This window comes from Streptomyces sp. AF1A, assembly GCF_047340315.1.
GTDB lineage: Bacteria > Actinomycetota > Actinomycetes > Streptomycetales > Streptomycetaceae > Streptomyces.
The window spans coordinates 154,694-172,032 of sequence record NZ_JBLEBI010000001.1 but is presented as its reverse complement, the minus strand read 5'-3'; the positions used below and the strand labels follow the sequence as shown (position 1 = coordinate 172,032).

Annotated in this window: 13 protein-coding genes; 11 read left to right on the top strand and 2 right to left on the bottom strand. The window is 71.0% G+C overall.

The annotated features are described in order from the left end of the window. Positions 1 to 42 precede the first annotated feature (42 nt). The 10 genes from ACLU3S_RS00650 (at position 43) to ACLU3S_RS00605 (ending at position 13,827) form a co-directional block, all read left to right on the top strand. Complete coding sequence (locus ACLU3S_RS00650; RefSeq protein WP_413949669.1) at positions 43 to 723, top strand: hypothetical protein; 681 nt, start codon at positions 43 to 45, stop codon at positions 721 to 723. Positions 724 to 1,048: 325 nt separating this feature from the next. Then, complete coding sequence (locus ACLU3S_RS00645; RefSeq protein WP_413949668.1) at positions 1,049 to 1,204, top strand: hypothetical protein; 156 nt, start codon at positions 1,049 to 1,051, stop codon at positions 1,202 to 1,204. Positions 1,205 to 1,217: 13 nt separating this feature from the next. Beyond that, positions 1,218 to 3,038, top strand: a complete 1,821-nt coding sequence (locus tag ACLU3S_RS00640; protein ID WP_413949667.1) for an L-lactate permease — start codon at positions 1,218 to 1,220, stop codon at positions 3,036 to 3,038. Positions 3,039 to 3,497: 459 nt separating this feature from the next. Beyond that, positions 3,498 to 4,106 carry a hypothetical protein gene (locus tag ACLU3S_RS00635; RefSeq protein ID WP_413949666.1) on the top strand — a complete coding sequence of 203 codons (609 nt, stop codon included), beginning with the start codon at positions 3,498 to 3,500 and terminating at the stop codon, positions 4,104 to 4,106. A 262-nt stretch (positions 4,107 to 4,368) separates the two neighbouring features. Beyond that, positions 4,369 to 4,902 (top strand): 2'-5' RNA ligase family protein, encoded by a 534-nt coding sequence (locus ACLU3S_RS00630; RefSeq protein WP_413949665.1) that lies wholly within the window; start codon positions 4,369 to 4,371, stop codon positions 4,900 to 4,902. Positions 4,903 to 6,009: 1,107 nt separating this feature from the next. Further along, complete coding sequence (locus ACLU3S_RS00625; protein WP_413949664.1) at positions 6,010 to 7,281, top strand: hypothetical protein; 1,272 nt, start codon at positions 6,010 to 6,012, stop codon at positions 7,279 to 7,281. Between the two features lie 315 nt (positions 7,282 to 7,596). Continuing rightward, complete coding sequence (locus tag ACLU3S_RS00620; RefSeq protein ID WP_413949663.1) at positions 7,597 to 8,433, top strand: DUF817 domain-containing protein; 837 nt, start codon at positions 7,597 to 7,599, stop codon at positions 8,431 to 8,433. 134 nt (positions 8,434 to 8,567) lie between these two features. Then, entirely contained in the window at positions 8,568 to 11,090 is a 2,523-nt protein-coding gene (locus ACLU3S_RS00615) for a DUF4132 domain-containing protein (protein ID WP_413949662.1), read from the top strand. Then, the gene (locus ACLU3S_RS00610) at positions 11,090 to 13,435 is read left to right on the top strand and encodes a DUF4132 domain-containing protein (RefSeq protein WP_413949661.1); all 2,346 of its coding nucleotides are present in this window, start codon (positions 11,090 to 11,092) and stop codon (positions 13,433 to 13,435) included. The genes ACLU3S_RS00615 and ACLU3S_RS00610 overlap by 1 nt, the downstream gene beginning before the upstream one ends. Then, the gene (locus ACLU3S_RS00605; protein WP_413949660.1) at positions 13,435 to 13,827 is read left to right on the top strand and encodes a hypothetical protein; all 393 of its coding nucleotides are present in this window, start codon (positions 13,435 to 13,437) and stop codon (positions 13,825 to 13,827) included. The genes ACLU3S_RS00610 and ACLU3S_RS00605 overlap by 1 nt, the downstream gene beginning before the upstream one ends. Positions 13,828 to 13,931: 104 nt before the next feature. Here ACLU3S_RS00605 and ACLU3S_RS00600 read toward each other — a convergent pair whose 3' ends face one another. Both ACLU3S_RS00600 and ACLU3S_RS00595 read right to left on the bottom strand, forming a co-directional pair. After that, positions 13,932 to 14,474, bottom strand: coding sequence for a DoxX family protein (locus tag ACLU3S_RS00600; protein WP_413949659.1), 543 nt, complete (start codon positions 14,472 to 14,474; stop codon positions 13,932 to 13,934). A gap of 54 nt (positions 14,475 to 14,528) precedes the next feature. Beyond that, positions 14,529 to 15,977 carry an amidohydrolase family protein gene (locus tag ACLU3S_RS00595; protein WP_413949658.1) on the bottom strand — a complete coding sequence of 483 codons (1,449 nt, stop codon included), beginning with the start codon at positions 15,975 to 15,977 and terminating at the stop codon, positions 14,529 to 14,531. A 452-nt stretch (positions 15,978 to 16,429) separates the two neighbouring features. Here ACLU3S_RS00595 and ACLU3S_RS00590 point away from each other — a divergent pair, with 452 nt between their 5' ends. Beyond that, positions 16,430 to 17,251 (top strand): IclR family transcriptional regulator C-terminal domain-containing protein, encoded by an 822-nt coding sequence (locus ACLU3S_RS00590; protein WP_413949657.1) that lies wholly within the window; start codon positions 16,430 to 16,432, stop codon positions 17,249 to 17,251. Positions 17,252 to 17,339 lie beyond the last annotated feature (88 nt).

Here is a 17,339-nt window from a genome sequence, read left to right as displayed (position 1 = left end):
GGCACCGCCCAGTGCGTTCCCTGGCCGGACGAAGGACCCCCGATGAACCTGGACGAATACACCACCTCCTTCCTGCCGTACGCCCCGGCGAAGAACCCTCACGGCTGGCAGCTCGACCTGAACGCGTTCGGGCAAGCTCTCCGCGAGGCTTTCCCTGACGTCGGCTACCGGCCCGAGGAGGGACACCCGGCCCGTCTGGGTGTCTGGGGACTGACGGCCGACGGCACCGAGTTCGACGGCTTCGCCGGCAATGAAATCCGCGACACCATCGCCTTGCGTGGCAACGCTGTCGCCGAGGTCGCCCCGTTCATCGCCTGGCTGCGCGACCACTACATCGCCTCTCCAGACCTGATCCGCTTCACCAGCGAAGCCGCATTCGCACGCGGCGTCGAAACCCACTGGCGCATCCCGGCCACCGGCGGGACCGATCGGATCGAGGAGAATTGCGACACCATCTACTGGTCGTGGTCGGCGGATAGAAGCCACCAGCGACGCGCGCCTCGGACCGGAGATCTCCCCACCGCCTCGGCGCGGGCTCGAGACGCCGGTCCTCGTCGGTGGCCTGCGTGTGCTGCGCGCGAGCCACCAGCAAGTCGTCCCTCGGCGCGTTCGCCGGCGCTTCCGGCACGCTGCCCAACGACTTCTTCGGGCGGTGGTCCGGCCTCTGTTGCAGGCCGGGCCCCGGCCCGTCGCTGCTCAGCCATGTGTCCGCGTTCTGGCTGAAGTTCGTCTGTGACGCAGGCCACCCGTGACCCTTGACACACGTCCGTCACCCCTGCATTCTTCCACCATTCGGTTGGTGTCTACCGAGTAGTGGAATCGACCTGGTCGCCGACACCTCGGAGTCCCGCATGAGACACCGCGTCAGATCCCGCATCGCCATGGGAGCGAGTGCCGAAACGTGCAATCTGCTGCATCCCGCACCCGCCCGCGAACCCGGCGAGCGCAGGGCGAAGGCGGTGCCGGCCACGCGCCCCGAGGCTATGACGACCGCCCGCGCCGCGCGCTGGACGCAGGTCGCGACCACTCTCGCCCGCGTCGCACAAGGATGCCTCTCGCCCGCACCGCGCAGGTGTTCAACGCCGCCATCCACGGCGTCCCCGTACCGAAGTTGCTGTACGGCCCCGGCGCCGTCGTCGCGCGCGCCTACCCACTGACCGCCACGGTGCACCCGTGGTGCGGCCCCTCCTCTCCGATGTCGTAGAAAAGGGTGCTAGATGATCCTTGCCAACTACCAGCAGGACTACAGTCCGGTGGGTCACTCGCTCGGGCTGTCGTCCATCATCGCGATCCTTCCGCTGCTCGTCCTGTTCGTGCTGCTCGGCGTCGTGCGGATGAAGGCGTGGCTGGCCTCGCTGATCTCCCTCGTCGTCGCCGTGGTGCTCGCGGTCGCCGTGTACTCGATGCCGGTCGCCGACGCGCTCAACAGCGGACTGCTGGGCGCCGCGTTCGGTTTCTTCCCGATCATGTGGATCGTCATCAACGCGATCTGGGTCTACAACCTCACCGTGGAAACCGGCCACTTCGACGTGCTGCGCAGGTCGTTCGCGTCCATCAGTGACGACCAGCGCGTGCAGGCGATCATCATCGCCTTCTCCTTCGGCGCCCTCATGGAGGCGCTGGCCGGTTTCGGCACGCCCGTCGCGATCAGTTCGGTCATGCTGATCGCCCTGGGTTTCAAGCCGCTCAAGGCAGCCACCGTGGCCCTGGTCGCCAACACCGCACCCGTGGCGTTCGGCGCGATAGCCGTGCCGATCACCACACTGGCGGGCGTCACCGGCCTGCCCGTGGACGACCTCGGCGCGATGGTCGGCCGGCAGACACCGGTCCTGGCACTGTTCGTGCCGCTGGCCCTGGTGTTCATCGTGGACGGCCGAAGAGGGCTGCGGCAGACCTGGCCTCCGGCGGTGGTGTGCGGCGTGTCCTTCGCGCTCTTCCAGTACCTGTCCTCGAACTTCTGGTCCGTGCCGCTCGCCGACATCATCGCCGCCCTCGCCTCCATGCTGGCGGTCCTGGCGTTCACCCGGGTGTGGCACGCCGAGGAGACGTACCAGGAGAGCCGCGAGGACGACGGCATCGATGATGGGATCGACGACAGCAACGGCGGCGTCCTCAGCGGTGCCCGCGGCGGCTCGCGCGGGCCGCAGAACCCCGACGGTGCGCCGGATGCGGAAGGCGGCGAGTCCGTGGAGACTCGGCTGCCGACCCGGGCGCGCGCGACCACCGATCGCGACACGCACGACTCTCCGCTGGACGTCTTCAGGGCGTACGCGCCCTACCTGGCCATCATCGTGGTGTTCGTGCTGGCCACCCGGGTACCGGCGATCACCGGAAAGCCGCCGGCCGGCGTCGGCGCGAGCGGTACCGGCCTGGAGTCGGTGACGCGCATCGTCAACTGGCCGGGGCTGCACATATTCAAGCCGAACGGCGACCCGGTCGCCACCACCTTCAAACTCAACTACCTCTCGGCGGCCGGGAGTCTGCTGCTGATCGCCGGCCTGATCAGCATGGTGCTGATCCAGGTCGGCCCGCGCCGTGCCCTGCGCGCCTACGGACGCACCCTGGACCAGCTGAAGTTCGCGGTGCTCACCGTCATGCTGGTGCTGGGACTCGGCTACATCATGAACGAGTCCGGCGAGACCACCACGCTGGGTCTGTGGGTGGCCGGTGCCGGCGGGGCCTTCGCCTTCCTCTCACCGATCCTCGGCTGGCTGGGCGTCGCCGTCACCGGCTCCGACACCTCCTCCAACTCCCTGTTCGGCGCCCTCCAGATCACCGCTGCTCACCAGGCCGGCCTGTCGCCCACCCTCATGGCCGCGGCCAACTCCTCCGGTGGCGTGCTCGGCAAGATGATCTCCCCGCAGAACCTCGCCATCGCCGCGGCCGCGGTCGGTTTCGAGGGCCGCGAGGGAATCCTCTTCCGCCGGGTCATCGTGTGGAGCGTGGTCTTCATGCTCTTCATGTGCGTGCTCGTCTACCTGCAGAGCACGCCGGTGCTCGACTGGATGGTCGTGAGCACGTCGGCAACCACGCCCTGACAGGGGCGTGGAGCACGGCACGGTACGTGCCGAGAATCTCCGGAGGCCAGTTCCCGCGTCGGCGAACCACCGAGCAGAGAGCCCCGAGTTGACGGTCTGCACGCCCTCATGGGCCAGAACGGAGACCGGGGCCTGCCCGGCGGCAAGCCGACGCGGGAACGGAGCGGCGCCGAAGACCAGGTTTGCGTTGTCTTCGCGTGGTGACCGGTTTGATCCCGTGACGCGGTGGGCGGTCCGCGGCCGGATGGCGTCGCGGGAGTGTCTGCTCGGTCCGGTGGCTGCCGGCGCCGGGACGGGAACCATGGCCTCGGACGGGCTCGTCTCCTGCAACGGGTGAACGGGTGAGGTGCGCGCCGGGGGGTGGTCATGCAGATCATCGAGGTGACCGGGTACGCCGTCCGATCTGCTGTGATCACGATGAGGCGGACAGGGACGCCACTTGAGTTCGTGATCTTCCCCATGCTGCACGTCGCTTCGCCCACGTTCTACTCCCAGGTCCGCCTCAGGCTCAGGGAGTGCGACCTCATCGTCCTCGAGGGAATCCGAGGGAAAGCGGTCGGCGTGAGTGCCCTCACGCTTGCGTACCGGTTCGCCCCACGCCGTCGGCGCAACGACCTGCAGGAGCAGCGCGAGGACTTGCTGCTTCCCGACGACGTGCCGGTGGTCAACCCGGATGTGACCGCGGCGGAGGCCGTCGAGGACCTGAAGGCACTGCCGCGGTGGATGTACGTACTACTCCTGGTCGGGGCCCCGGTGATGGGCCTGGTGTTCGCGCTGCGCGGTCCACGCGCCTTCCTCGATGAGGACATGGTCGTCGAGGACCTGCCGTCGACGCTGCGAGCGGAGATGACGGCCGACGGTCCTGTCGAGCACGCGATGACCGCTCGGCGCGACCAGCGGTTGCTCGACGCGCTCGGCGAGATCCACACGGAGCGCGGCGCCGAGCCGATCCGGGTGGCCGTCGTCTACGGAGCCGGCCACGTCCCGGCGATCGTGTCGGGGCTGTGGGACCGCTACGGATACCGGCCACGTGCGGCGGAATGGCTCACCGTGCTTGTCCAGGCGTAGATCGCCGGGGCGCGCCGAGGTTCCGTCGCCCCCGCGATCACTCCGGAAGGACCAGGTGGGTCCGGGGCGGGCGGCCGGGTCATGCCCCACCCGAGGCGGTGCAGGCCACCGGTGAGATTGTCCCGTCCCGTCGAGCGGAATGCCTGTCGAACGGAATGCGCGGATGGCCAGGTTCTGCAGGGCGCCGTCGGCTGCGGTGTACACCGGTCCGCCCGTGAGGCATCGTAGTGATCACAAAGGCGATCGCCGGTAGGCTACGGCGGTGCGCACGGTCGAGCTTCTGTTGGACGAGGCGGCTGAGCTGGCGGTTCGGGGGGCGTGGCGGCGGCTCGCGAACGCGGGGCTGCCCAGTCTGGCGTTCCACCGCTCACCGACCAACAGGCCGCACCTCACCCTGGCCACCTGCCCGGAGCTGACCGCCCCGATCCGCTGGGAGCTCGCCGAGGTGGCCGCCGACCTACCGCTGCCGGTGCGATTCGCCGGCGTGGTCCGCTTCGAGCGGCCCACCTCGGTGCTGGCCTGGGCGCTGAACCGCGACCCCGCGCTGGTCGGCTTGCACCGCCGGGTGTGGGAGGCGGTGGCCTCGGACAGCCCTCCCGAGACCCTCAACCCCTTCCACGAGCCCGGGCGCTGGAGCCCGCACATCACCCTCGGTCGTACCCGGCGCCCTGGTGCGTTCGCCGACCGGCGGGTCCCCGAACTGGTGCCCGCGCCGCCGCTGCCGGTCCGGCTCATCACCCTGCGCAGCTACGACACCGACACCGGCGCCCTGGAGGTGCTGGAGCCCCGCCCCTGAGTCGCCCCCGACGGCCACCGGTCGGCACACTCCGAAGGGGGCCTCGCCGGGGTGCCGGCGGGCGGCTGCGTGAGTGCCCCATGTCCCCGGTCCTCGTCGGGGTCCGCGCCGCTCTCGACCTCGGCGATCTCGACCCGACGACCGAGGTCCTCGTTGCACCAGTCCACCTCGCAGGTCCCGGAACGGGGGAGGCCGTCTTCAGCGTCCTCGACAATGCTGCCGGCTGGACGAAGACCGTCGCCTTCGGCACGGACACGTGCTGCGCCAGTCCTTGCCGGCGAGTCCGTATCGCCAACCCCGTGGAGAGCTCCTAGTACGGTGAGCGCCGCTTGTGCATCGGCGGGGCATCGCGGTTGGGCAGCCTCGTTGGAGACCCGGCCGATCTCACGCAGAGTCGCCGTGTCCGATGGGGAGGGGCAGCGTTCACGGATGAAGGCGGCTGGAACCTGGACGACGGTGTCGTGGTCAGCGGGCGACTCCTTCATCAGGTGCTCCAACGCATAGACCCCGCCAATACGTTCGGCGATCTGGTCTGATGCGAGCAGCGACACCGACTTGGCATACCGGTCGGTCAGCTGTCCGCGCCGGTTCAGGTAGAACGAGCGAGCAGGGCACTGAGGGCGGCAAGTCCCTCGCAGCCGCCAGGAGTGTCTGGCGGACGGCGTCAATAGCGTCGGCCCGTGCCTTTCCGTGCAAGGAGCTCACCGTGTGCCCACCGACCTGCCACGCAAGAGGTCCGACGACCACGAGTGTGATCGAAACCACTGCCGCAGCCGCGCCCGCGATCACGGCCGAGCGCTTCCATGACCGCAAGGGAAGCATGAGACCTCCTGCGATCGTCAGGGCCTCTCGGGGCAGCGAACGATCCCCTGTGCTGCGATGGGTTCTTCCCAGGGCGAGGGGTCGCCACTCTTCTGACAGTTGGGGCTGAGGCACTCGGCACGCGAAGGTTCGCGGGGTTGCGGTCTGCCGGCCGGCGGGGGGTTGAGCGTCTTCTGGATGCGCCCGTGCCCGCCCAGCGACACGGCGCGTTTGGGCGTGTCGCCGAGGGGGCCACGCACATAGCATGCGGCAGTGCATTCACGTAAACGTTCAAGGTATCGACGGGTGTTGGGGACGCTGTGCGCCGGACTCGCCGCTGTGGCGGCCTCGTTGGTGGCCGCGCCTCCGGCCGCCGCCGCCACGCCGTTCGCCGCTCTGCCGTCGGGTACGGTCAAGACGTTCCACCTGAGCATCGACCGGGCGTCGGACTACGACGCCTACGGCGCCGCCATCCGTGGCGTGGAGAAGAGCGGTGCCGTCGCTCGGGCGACCCCGCTCGACGTGGCCGAATCCGGGCAGCACACCGGGCGGGCGGCGCTGTGCCATGACACCGGCCTGGACGGCAGCCTCAAATACGACGGGTTCTGCTGGGACACCACCGACGACAACACCAGCGCCTACTCGTCGAGCGGAGGCTGGCACCCTCAGGGCCTGACCGCCGCGCACGACGCGACCGGCAGCACCTACAGCGGCCACAATCTCTACCTCGCCTCCTGGTACTACGGCAACGGCACCACCGAGAACCAGTTCGCCCGCATCACCATCGCCGAGTCCACCGGCACTTCGGTGACCTACGGCCACGTCCTGCTCGTCCAGCCGACCGGTGACGCGAACGGCGGCGACTTCATCCCGATCACGAACATCCACGCCGACGGCATCGTCTGGTACGGCAACAAGCTGTTCGTGGCCAACGGCGGTCAACTCCTCGTCTTCGACACGCAGTACCTGTGGAGGATGAGCAGCACGTCGAGCGACTACGTCGGCATCCGCAGCGGGGTCTCCTCGGCGCGTTACCACCAGTGGGCGCTTCCGCTCCAGGGCGTCTACTACACCGGCGACCGCAGCCGGGACCCGCGCGCCTGCGCCGGTGGCAGTGGTCAGCCGTGCCTCGGCTCGCTCAGCCTCGATCGTTCGGCCAAGGGGCCCGCGCTGATCTCGGGCGAGTACCGCAGCCATGACGCGGGCGCCGGCGGCCGGGTCATCAGGTGGCCCCTGAACGACGCCACCGACCTGCCGCTGGCCGACAACGGCACGACCGTCGGCACGACGACGGCCACCGCCGGGTACAGCACCCCGGTGTATCAGATGCAGGGCGTGGCCACCGACGGCACCTGGTACTACATGGCCGGCGAATGTCCCACCAGCTGGGTCGCGGACCCCATCGCCAAGGGGGCGTACTCCTGCGTCCACCGGGCCCAGCCGGGAGGTGCGCCCTCCGTCATCACACGGGCACCCAGCCTCACGCAGAACCTCTCCTACAGTCACGCCTCCGGCCGTCTCTGGGGACTGAACGAGTACACAGGCCATCGAGTGGTCTTCAGCATCGACCCGCCCTGAGCCCGCGCACTACCGCGGAGCTGACCCGTCCGCCGTTGCGGCGGCCCGGCGAAGGCCCCCGGCCCACCCCGAGGGAGAGGAGGCCTTCGCCGGGCGAAACGGGAACGATGACGCCGGCTCCGTGAAGAAGGGCAGCACGTCCGCTGGAGGACAGCGCCGCCGGCGCGGGGACGTTCGCCGCCCACGCCGCCGGCCGCGGGCATGCCCCGGGGGCGGCGAACCGGCGGGTGAGACCGGCGGGCGGAAGCGGGCATTCTGTGATCAACAGCGACCCCGGCAACCCGGAAGGGCCCTCGCACCGTCTCTGTCCTCATCATGCTCACTACCAAGCCGGCTGCTTCCCCGGCCTCCCAGATCGGCCAGCTGCTCGACTTCACCTGGAACCAGACCCGGGCCTGCGCCTTCGCCATCGCCCTGCTGTCCGGAGTGGCGGCATCGACACTGCTGCCACGGCTACCGGTGGCCCGCTACGACCTGCTCGTCGTCTACGGCGTGCTGCTCACGCTGCTGTTCTGGCGGCGCGGCTGGGAGAGTGGACGGGATGTCGCCGTCATCAGCGCCTGCCACGTCATCGGCCTCGCGTTCGAGCTCGTGAAGGTCTCGCAGGGCTCGTGGAGCTACCCGGAGCCGGCCGTGCTGAAGTTCGCGGGCGTTCCCCTGTACGGGGGCTTCCTCTATGCGGCCGTCGGCAGCTACGTCTGCCGGGCCTGGCACCTGTTCGACCTGGAGCTGTTCCGCTACCGGCCACGGGCGACGGCACTGGTGGCGGCCGCCGTCTACGTCAACTTCTTCAGCCACCACTGGCTGCCCGACGCCCGCTGGCCCCTCGCGGCGGTCCTCGCGGTCGTCACGGCGGGCACGTCCGTACGCTTCACGGTGCGCGGGGTGCGGCGCAGCATGCCGCTGGCGCTGTCGTTCGTCCTGATCGGGTTCTTCCTGTGGGTGGCGGAAAACATCGCCACGTACCTGGGCGCGTGGCGCTACCCCTACCAGCTGCACGGCTGGCAGCCGGTCGGCGTCGGCAAGTTCGGCGCCTGGGCCCTGCTCATCAGCGTCACGTTCGTCCTCGCGGCACTCGGCCGGTCCAGGGCACCATCCCCCAGTAGGCCGCTCCTCTCCTCGCGGCCGGCCTCATCCGGGTCACGACGCTGACCAAGAGACAGCATCGGGGCAGGCGTTCGTGCGGTCGCCTGCCGAGTCACGGCCGGCGGGATTCAGGCGCCGATCCAGACGCGAGCGGCCGCCGGACCGATCGCGTTGTCAGTCCCCCCTGTCATCATCCCGCCATGTTGTACGAAGCCCTGCTGGCCGAATCCCGTGGACAAGACTGCCTCGACGACGTGAGGTCGGCCGCGCTCGGCCGCGTCCGGTGGCTCGTGGAGCTGCTGGAACGTCAGCGGACGGAGCCGCGGTGGGACGCCTCCGCGGCGTTGGGGGGAGCGGACACACTCGAGCGGATTCAGGCGATACAGGCAGCGACCCAGGCCGAGATCGACGGGCGGCTCGCGGCCTGCTCGGACGAGGAGGGCAGGGCCGCGGCCCTGTGCCTGATGCTGGCGGCCTGCTTCGACGACACGAGCTTCTGGCAGTACGAAACCGAGATCGCGTCCCTGGTCCCGCGGTTGCGCGGCTGGACGCCCGACGAGGTCGCGGTGATGCTGCTCCGGGCCACCGAGTACGACATGGGTTTCTGGTTCGCCGGTGCGCTGGGGCCGGTGCTGACGGCCGCCGAGCAGCTCGACGCCGACGGCTGCCGTGCGGTCATGCCCTGGCTGCGGCACGCGCACGCGGAGCTCATGGACACCGATGTTCCCGCACGCTCGCGCGGGCGGCTCGCCGACCGCCTGCGCGCACTGCTCGCCCGGGTCGAGGAGGCGTCCATACCCGACGGACTGATCCCCGCCGACGCTCCCTGGGCCACCCCGCTGAGCCACCGCGCGGGGACGTCGCCGACACCCCGACTGGCGGCTCTTCTGCGGCACGTGGCGAGCCTGTCGGGTCCGCGGCCCACGCAGCGGTGGCGGCGGACCTGCCTCGAACTGGCGGAGGCGGCGTCGGCGCGGGAGGTCCTTGCCGACGTCCTGCGGGCGCTGGCCGAGGGCGAGCCGCTGTGCAGCAGGCGAAGCGGCGCGCACACCGGCTGGATCGGCGGCGGTTACCACTACCACTACGTCGTCCACCAGAACGACGGGGACCTGGCGCGGGGCGTGGTCTGGGCGGCCGCGCTGACCGGCGGCCCGGCCGCGGCGCCGCACCTCGGCGCGCTCGCTCTGCGCACCGGCGCGGCCGGAACCGGTGTGGTCCAGGACCCCAAGCTCGCGGGCGCGGCGATCAACGCGCTGGCCGAGATGGGCGATCAGGCAGCGATGGAGGCCCTGTGGCGGCTGCAGACCCGGATCAAGCACCGGGCGCTGCGCAAGCAACTCGACACCGCGCTGGTGACGGCGGCCGGGAAACAGGGCATCACGGCGGAGCAGCTCATCGAGCGCACCGTCCCGGACCACGGCCTGGCGCCGGACGGTTCGCTGGAGCGGGAGCTGGGCGGACACCGGGTACGCGTGGCGATCGAGGACGCGGCGACCGTGCGGCTCACCTTCACGCGTCCCGACGGGGGGACGTCCCGTGCGGCTCCGGCGGCGGTGAAGGAGAACTTCCCGGACGAGCTGCGGGAGTTGAGGGACCTGGCCAAGGCGGTGCGAGGGACGCTGTCGGGGGAGCGGGCCCGCGTCGAGGCGCTGATGTCGGCCGGACGCGAGTGGCCGTACGACGAGTGGTGCCGCCACTACCGCGACCATCCGGTCACCGGTGTTCTCGTCCGCGGCCTGATCTGGGAGTTCCACAACGCCGGGGATGTGGACGGCGAGTGGCGTGCGGTGGCGCCGGCGGTCGAGCCGCCCGGCGAGCCCGAGCGCGTCCGGTTGTGGCATCCGATCCGGGCGCAGGCGCACGACATCCGGGCATGGCGCGAGCGGCTCGTCGCCGAGCGGCTGCGGCAGCCGTTCAAGCAGGCCTTCCGGGAGATCTACCTGCTCACCCCGGCGGAGGAGGAGACCGGCGGCTACTCCAACCGGTTCGCCGCCCACGTCGTCCACTACCGGCAGCTGTACGCGCTGTTCAAGGAGCGCGGCTGGCAGGCCAACTTCCTCGGCCGGTACGACGGCGGCTACGACGGACGGGCGCGGGCCGAGTTCGGCAACGGCCAGTGGCGGGCCTGCTTCCACCACGAGCCCGCGGCCGGCGACGACGGCGGATACGCGCCCGAGCACGCCGCGACGGACCAGGTCCGCTTCGAGCGGCGGGACGGCCGGCGCTGGCGGGAGGTCGCACTGGCGGAGGTGCCCCCGCTGGTGTTCAGCGAGGCGATGCGCGACGTCGACCTGTTCGTGGGCGTGACCTCGATCGCCGCCGACCCCGACTGGACCGACCGGGGGGAGGACCGCTACGTCGACTACTGGCGGACGGCCACGTTCGGCGCGCTGACGGCGAGCGCCGAGGTCCGCCGCGAGGCGCTGGAACGGATTCTGCCGCGCCTGAAGATCGCCGGCCGGTGCTCGCTCGCCGGCCGCTTCCTGCTGGTCCGTGGGGACCTGGGCACCTACCGGATCCATCTGGGCTCGGCCAACGTGCTGATGGAACCGGACGACAGGTACCTGTGCATCGTCCCGTCCCGTGGCAAGGGCGACGGCAAGGTCTTCCTGCCGTTCGAGGACGAGCGGCTGTCCCTGATCCTCAGCAAGGCGTTCCTGCTCGCCGCCGACAGTAGGATCACGGACAGGACGATTCTCCGTCAGATCAAGAGGGGGGCCTGATGGACCACGCGACCCGGCTGATGCGGGCTCTGACCGACCACGACGTCACCCTCGACGACGAGGACGGCCGCCCGGACCTGACGCAGGTCTCCGACGAGGAGCTCGGCAGCCTGCTCGCGGCGGCCCTCCGGGTGGACGCCTCGGCCACGCACCCGATGACGAGGGTCCGCTGCGCGGTCGAGGAGGCGGCCAGGGAACGGCAGCCGCGCTACACGCCCGACGCGTGCCGCCAGGTGTTCGAAGCACTCGCCGAAAGGTACGTGGCGCGCGGGTGGGCGGACCTCACCCTGGGCATGGACGCGCTGGAGCACTGCACCGGGCCGCTGCCCGACGTCCGCGAACCTGCCCGCGTCCTGGTCGAGTTGTGGCTGGAGAAGGACACGGTACGGCAGCCCTACGCGCTCCTCGCGATCGCGAGGAGCGCCGGCGACGGTCCGTTGCGCGCGGCCATGGAGCGTCTCACCCGTGAGGCGGGCCCCATTGTCGCGGACGAGATGGCCGCCATCGCCGGCGTCGCCCGGGCCGAACAGGCGCTGCCGTCCGAGACGGACCGGGACAGCAGATTCGACACGCCGCCCGCGTTCGCGTGGCGCCGGTCGGCGGACAACCCCGCCTACGCGGCATTCGCCCGCCGCGCGCTGGAAGCGGCGGCCGACCGCACCGACGCGATCCGGGCGGGCGTGATCCCCTACCGGGCGGACAAGGCGTTCACGGACCGGGAGATCACCACGCTCGGACGGGCCCTGCGGGTGGCGCTGCTGCGTGACGAGCCCTGGCTGCCCGAGCTGTTCGAGCGGCTGCTGCCCGGCATCGCTCTCGCCCCGACGTCCGCCAGGACACTTCCGTCGCAGGCCCTGCTGTACGAGGTGGTCCGCGCCGCGCAGGACTTCCCGACGCCCGAGCTGGTGACCGCGATCCGCACCGTGCGCCGAAGCGTGCGGCACGCCGGGGTGCCCAAGCAACTCGACAAGATGCTCAAGAAGGCCGACGCGGCCCTGGCCGAACGCACCGACGTGGCGCTGCGCCTCCCGAGGCTGGGGTTCGACCCCGCGCCCATCGGCGACTGCGCCGCGGGCGGGGTCCTGCGCCGGACGGCCGGCGACTACCAAGCCGTCGTCACCGTCGCCGAGACCGCCACACTCACCTGGGAGAAGGACGGCCGTCCGCTGCGCAGCGTCCCGGCGCCGGTCCGCCGCGACCATGCGGCGCTGGTCAAGGAACTGCGCGAGCTGGTGAAGCGAGTGAACGCCCAACTCGCCACTCTGATCCGCGCCTTGGAGGGTGGCTACACCGCCGACGCCGTCCACCCGTACGGCTGGTGGCGCACCGAACTGGCCGGCCACCCCCTCGCCCGGACCCTCGTACGCAGGCTGATCTGGGAGATCGAGGTCGCGCCCGGTGAGTGGCGGGCCGTACTGCCCGAGACGGACGAGCACCTTCCCGACGCGCCCGACGACGCCTCCGTACGGCTGTGGCACCCCCTGCGCTCCGCGCCGGACGCCGTGCGGGCCTGGCGGGACCTGCTCACCGAGCGGCGTCTACGGCAGCCCTTCAAGCAGGCGTTCCGCGAGATCTACCTGCTCACCCCGGCGGAGGAGGAGACCCGCGTCTACTCCAACCGCTTCGCCGCGCACCTCGTCCACTATCGCACGATGTTCGCCCTGTTCCGGGCCCGGGGATGGAAGAGCGGGCTGCTCGGCCCCTGGGACGGCGGGGACCGCGACGAGGCTCAGCGCACCCTCGCGGCGGGACAGTGGCGTGTCCGCTTCTTCCACACCTGGGCTGACTGGGACGGCGAGGAGGAACTGGCCGCGACCGACCAGGTGCGCTTCGACCGCCGGGTGCGGGGCGCCTGGCGCGAGGCACCGCTCGCCGACGTACCCCCGCTGGTGTTCAGCGAGGCGATGCGCGACGTGGACCTCTTCGTGGGCGTGACCTCGATCGCCGCCGACCCCGACTGGACCGACGGCGGCCCCGAGCGCACCTACTGGGAACGAGCCGGGTTCACCGAGCTGACGGAGAGCGCCGTGGCCCGCCGCGACGCCCTCGAACGGATCCTGCCCCGCCTGAAGATCGCAGACCGGTGCAGCATCGACGGCCGCTTCCTGACCGTCCGCGGCGAGCTGCGCACGTACAAGATCCATCTGGGGTCGGCCAACGTCCTGATGGGACCGGACGACAGCTACCTGTGCATCGTCCCGTCACGGCGCACGGGAGAGGGCACGGTGTTCCTGCCGTTCGAGGACGCCCGGCTCTCCCTGATCCTCAGCAAGGCGCTCCTGCTCGCGGCCGACACCAAGATCACCGACGAGTCCATCCTCATGCAGATCAAGCGAGGTGCCTGATGGCCACCGTGACGTTCCGGGACGAGACCGCGACCGGCAAGCCGCTCACCGCCTGGGAGGTCACTGGCGTTCCCGAACGGGTGACCGTACGGGAGCTGATCAGGCTCCGGGTCCGCGAGGAGGTCGCCCGGCACAACGCGCGCCCGACCCACCGCTTCCATGGCCTCGTCCGCCCCGACGACGCCGAGACGGAGCTGAACGGCTACCGACTCCGCGAGCCCCGCCGCATCGACTGGGAGCGCCAGGCCGAGATCGCCGAGAGCGCCTTCCTGGCCAACGGGTTCTTCATGCTGGCCGGGGAGCGTCAGGTCGAGGACCTCGACGAGATCGTGGACCTCACCGTCGATCCCGACCTGGTCTTCATCAAGCTGGTCGCCCTCGTCGGCGGCTGAGCGTGCGGCGCGCCGCACCGTCCTCGGCGGGGGTGGACCCGACGCGAGCCACGTCGACGCACATCGTCGGCCCTGAGTACCGGAGGTGTTGCACACCGGCCGGCTCAGCTCGCCGACGCGCTGCCGTCCCCGCTCCCGTCCGCGGCCCTGGCCCGCTCGCGCAGAACGCGGGCGCGGGCGGCGAGGGGTAGGGCCGACGCGAGGGCGCCCACTGCCAGCGCGGCAAGGCCCCAGGCCCAGCCGGACAGCCGGTGCAGCCCGAGGGCGGCGTCGAGCGACCAGGGGCCCGGTCCGGTGAAGGCGAGCACCGCCGCGACGGCGCCGTACCAGAAGGGCACCTCGCACCCGCCCCGCTGTGCCCAGAAGCCGTTGGCAGCCGTTGCGGCGGCGGCGACGGTCATGGTGCCGACGACGACCGCGCAGCCGCCGGGCGTCAGCAGCCCGGAGGCCAGGGAAGCGGCGCCCGTCAGCTCCGCCAGGCCGGCCACCAGCGCCATCCGCGCGCCGGGTGTGAACCCCCATCGCTCGAAGACGGCGCCGGTGCCGGTGAGCCCCGCTCCGCCGAACCAGCCGCAGAGTTTCTGTGTGGCGTGGCCGAACAGCAAGCAGGCGAGGAGCAGTCGGAGCGAGAGCAGCCCCACACTCATCGAGGCGACCTCCCTGGGGCGTCCGGGTGCACGAGAAGATGGGGAACCACCGGCTCACCGGCCGTGGGTCGTGGCGCTGCGGTAGTCGGTGTAGGTGTAGGGGTTGTCGAGGACCTTGGTCTCGGGGATGTCGGGGTTCATGCCCTTGCGCCACTCCTCCTCGCCCATCACCGAGCGCAGGTGCTCGACGGTCTGCTCGACCTCGTGCCGGACGGCGGCCAGGTCGACGCCGAGCAGGCGGTGTTCGTGCTTGACCACCGTCCCGTTGACGACGACCGTGTGGACGTCGCCCCGCTGCGCCTGGAAGACCACGTGGCCGTAGGGGTTGAGCAACGGGAACGAGACCGGTGACCGGTCGTTCTTCAGCAGGACGAGGTCGGCCTTCTTGCCCACCTCCACGCTGCCCAGGTCGTGTTCGCGGCCCAGCGCCCGGGCGCCGCCGCGGGTCGCCCACTCGACCACCTGGTCGGCGCGCAGGGAGCAGTGCGTGACGGTCCTGTTCTCGGCGTGCGCCTCCAGGTGCTCACGCGCCCGGTCGGCGCCCAGGGTGGTGCGCATGGCGGAGAACAGGTCTCCGCTCCACCACACGCTCGTGTCCATGGACAGGGAGACGGGGATGTCGTGCGACCGTATCGCCCACGTCGTCGGGTACCCCTGCCCGGCGCTCTGCTCGCTCTCCGTGGACACCGAGACGGAACCGCCCGTCGCGGCGATGCGGTGATAGGAGTCGGCCGACAGGGTCGACGCATGGACGTAGACCGTTCCGGGCGTCATGAATCCGTGCTCGTGCATCAGGCGGATTCCGTCGTCGTTGGTGGCGCCCCAGACTCCGGCGTGGGTGGTGACGGAGACGCCCAGTTCGCGCGCTGCCTCGAAGGCCGGCCTCTCGGGGAACGCCGGGTCGCCGGTGACGTCGAACGCGAGCTGGAAGCCGAGCATGTCGTCGCCCGTGATGCGGCGGCGCACGAAGTCCCGGAACTCCGGCGCCCCGGTCCACTCCGCCGGGGCCTGCTGGATGTTGCCGTAGGCGAGGACGAAACGGCCCGGCACGGACTGGAGGGCGTCGACCGCGGCGTCCGCGTGGTCGGGTGTCTGCAGCCCGTGCGACCAGTCCACGACGGTGGTCACCCCGGCGTCGAGGGCCTCCGCGGCGGCCAGGAGGTTCCCGGCATGGATGTCCTGCGGGCGGAAGGCCGTGCCGTGCTCGAGGTAGTACCAGACGAAGTACTGGGTCAGGGTCCAGTCCGCGCCGTAACCGCGCATCACCGTCTGCCACATGTGCCGATGCGTGTCGATCATGCCGGGCATGACGATGCCGCCCGCGGCGTCGATCTCGAACGTCCCTTCAGGGACGTCCAGTTGCGGGCCGACCGCGGCGATCCGGTCGTCGACCACGAGCACGTCGGTGTCGGTGAGCACGCGGCGCTCGCGGTCCATGGGCAGCAGCGTGCCGCCGCGCAGGACGACGGGTCGCCCGGATACGGGCTCGGTGGGTCGGCTCATCGCTGATCTCCTTTGTGGCGACGGCTGTCCGGGGCGGCGAACGGCCGGCGACGGCGGAACGCTGCGCGGCGAGCGCCCTCACTCCGCCCGGGGCGAGTGCCGGGAGCCGAGCGGGTCCGGCGGACGGCGCCAGGACGCCGGCCGGCAGAGCGTGAGGTGCCTTCGCACGGCGCGATGCGCGTCAAGGGCCGCTCCCCTCGCTCGCCCGATTACGGACAGCTGTCCGTATGGCGGCCAACTTCGCTGGTCGATCGTCGTGGGGTCCACTGCCCTTGTCAATACGGGAAACCCGGGAACCTCGCCGCCGGTGAAAGCGACGATCACGAGGCTTTGTCCGTATGGCGAGCGAGGGCGTCCGCCGCCGGCCGGATCGCCGGGTGGAGACCGGACTGCATAGGGTGCCAACCTCGGAGTGTCCACCCATCGGACGAACGCACACCCAGAGGAGTCCCATGCCCCGCGAAGGAACCGGGCCCGATTTCATCGAAGCGCTGGCGCGGGGCCTGGAGGTGATCACCGCGTTCCAGCCGCGGCACCCGGTGATGTCGCTGACCGACGTGGCGAACGCGACGGGGCTGGCCAGGCCCACGGCGCGCAGGATCCTGCTGACCCTGGCCGAGCTGGGGTACGTCCGCCAGCAGGCCGGAGGGTTCGCGCTCACCCCCCGCGTTCTCGACCTCGGCGTCGCCTACGTCCGCTCCACGGGGCTGTGGGACGTGGCGCGCCCGCACCTGGAGTGGCTGGTCGAGCGCACGAACGAGTCCTGCTCCATCGCCCAGCTCGACGGCTCGGACATCGTCTATGTCGCCCGGGTGTCCGTACCGAAGATCGTCACGCTCGCCGTGCAGATCGGCACCAGGTTCCCCGCGTTGCAGACGTCGCTGGGCAAGGTCCTGCTGGCCGCGCTGCCGCCGGACGAGGCGGCGCGGGCGCTGGCCGAGCCGAGCCGGTCCGGGCTGGTGCCGGTGTGGCAGCCCGCCCGGCAGGAATGGGAGGCGGAGCTGCGGGAGGTCCGTGCGCGCGGCTGGGCCCTGACCGACGAGCAACTGGCCCGGGGCATCCGGTCGGTGGCCGCGCCCCTGCGGGACGGATCGGGGCGCGTCATCGCGAGCGTCAACGTCAACGCGCATGCCGCCGAGACCCCGGTGGAGGTGCTGGTCGACGACTACCTGCCGCTTCTGCTGCAGGCCGCGGGCGAGATCAGCGTCGACTTCGCCCGGCTCGAGTCCGTTCCGCACACCAGCCTGGCCCCGAGCAGGGCCGGCACACCTTGATCAGCCCGGCCCCGGGCAGGGCCGGCACACCTTGACGTCCGGTCGGCCGCGTCCCAGAATCAGGCGGCGGACAGTACGACGGACAGTT

Coding starts and splice junctions, on each gene's coding strand:
- ACLU3S_RS00650 (WP_413949669.1), top strand. CDS start 43: ATGAACCTGGACGAATACACCACCTCCTTCCTGCCGTACGCCCCGGCG.
- ACLU3S_RS00645 (WP_413949668.1), top strand. CDS start 1,049: ATGCCTCTCGCCCGCACCGCGCAGGTGTTCAACGCCGCCATCCACGGC.
- ACLU3S_RS00640 (WP_413949667.1), top strand. CDS start 1,218: ATGATCCTTGCCAACTACCAGCAGGACTACAGTCCGGTGGGTCACTCG.
- ACLU3S_RS00635 (WP_413949666.1), top strand. CDS start 3,498: ATGCTGCACGTCGCTTCGCCCACGTTCTACTCCCAGGTCCGCCTCAGG.
- ACLU3S_RS00620 (WP_413949663.1), top strand. CDS start 7,597: ATGCTCACTACCAAGCCGGCTGCTTCCCCGGCCTCCCAGATCGGCCAG.
- ACLU3S_RS00615 (WP_413949662.1), top strand. CDS start 8,568: ATGTTGTACGAAGCCCTGCTGGCCGAATCCCGTGGACAAGACTGCCTC.
- ACLU3S_RS00610 (WP_413949661.1), top strand. CDS start 11,090: ATGGACCACGCGACCCGGCTGATGCGGGCTCTGACCGACCACGACGTC.
- ACLU3S_RS00605 (WP_413949660.1), top strand. CDS start 13,435: ATGGCCACCGTGACGTTCCGGGACGAGACCGCGACCGGCAAGCCGCTC.
- ACLU3S_RS00600 (WP_413949659.1), bottom strand. CDS start 14,474: ATGAGTGTGGGGCTGCTCTCGCTCCGACTGCTCCTCGCCTGCTTGCTG.
- ACLU3S_RS00595 (WP_413949658.1), bottom strand. CDS start 15,977: ATGAGCCGACCCACCGAGCCCGTATCCGGGCGACCCGTCGTCCTGCGC.
- ACLU3S_RS00590 (WP_413949657.1), top strand. CDS start 16,430: ATGCCCCGCGAAGGAACCGGGCCCGATTTCATCGAAGCGCTGGCGCGG.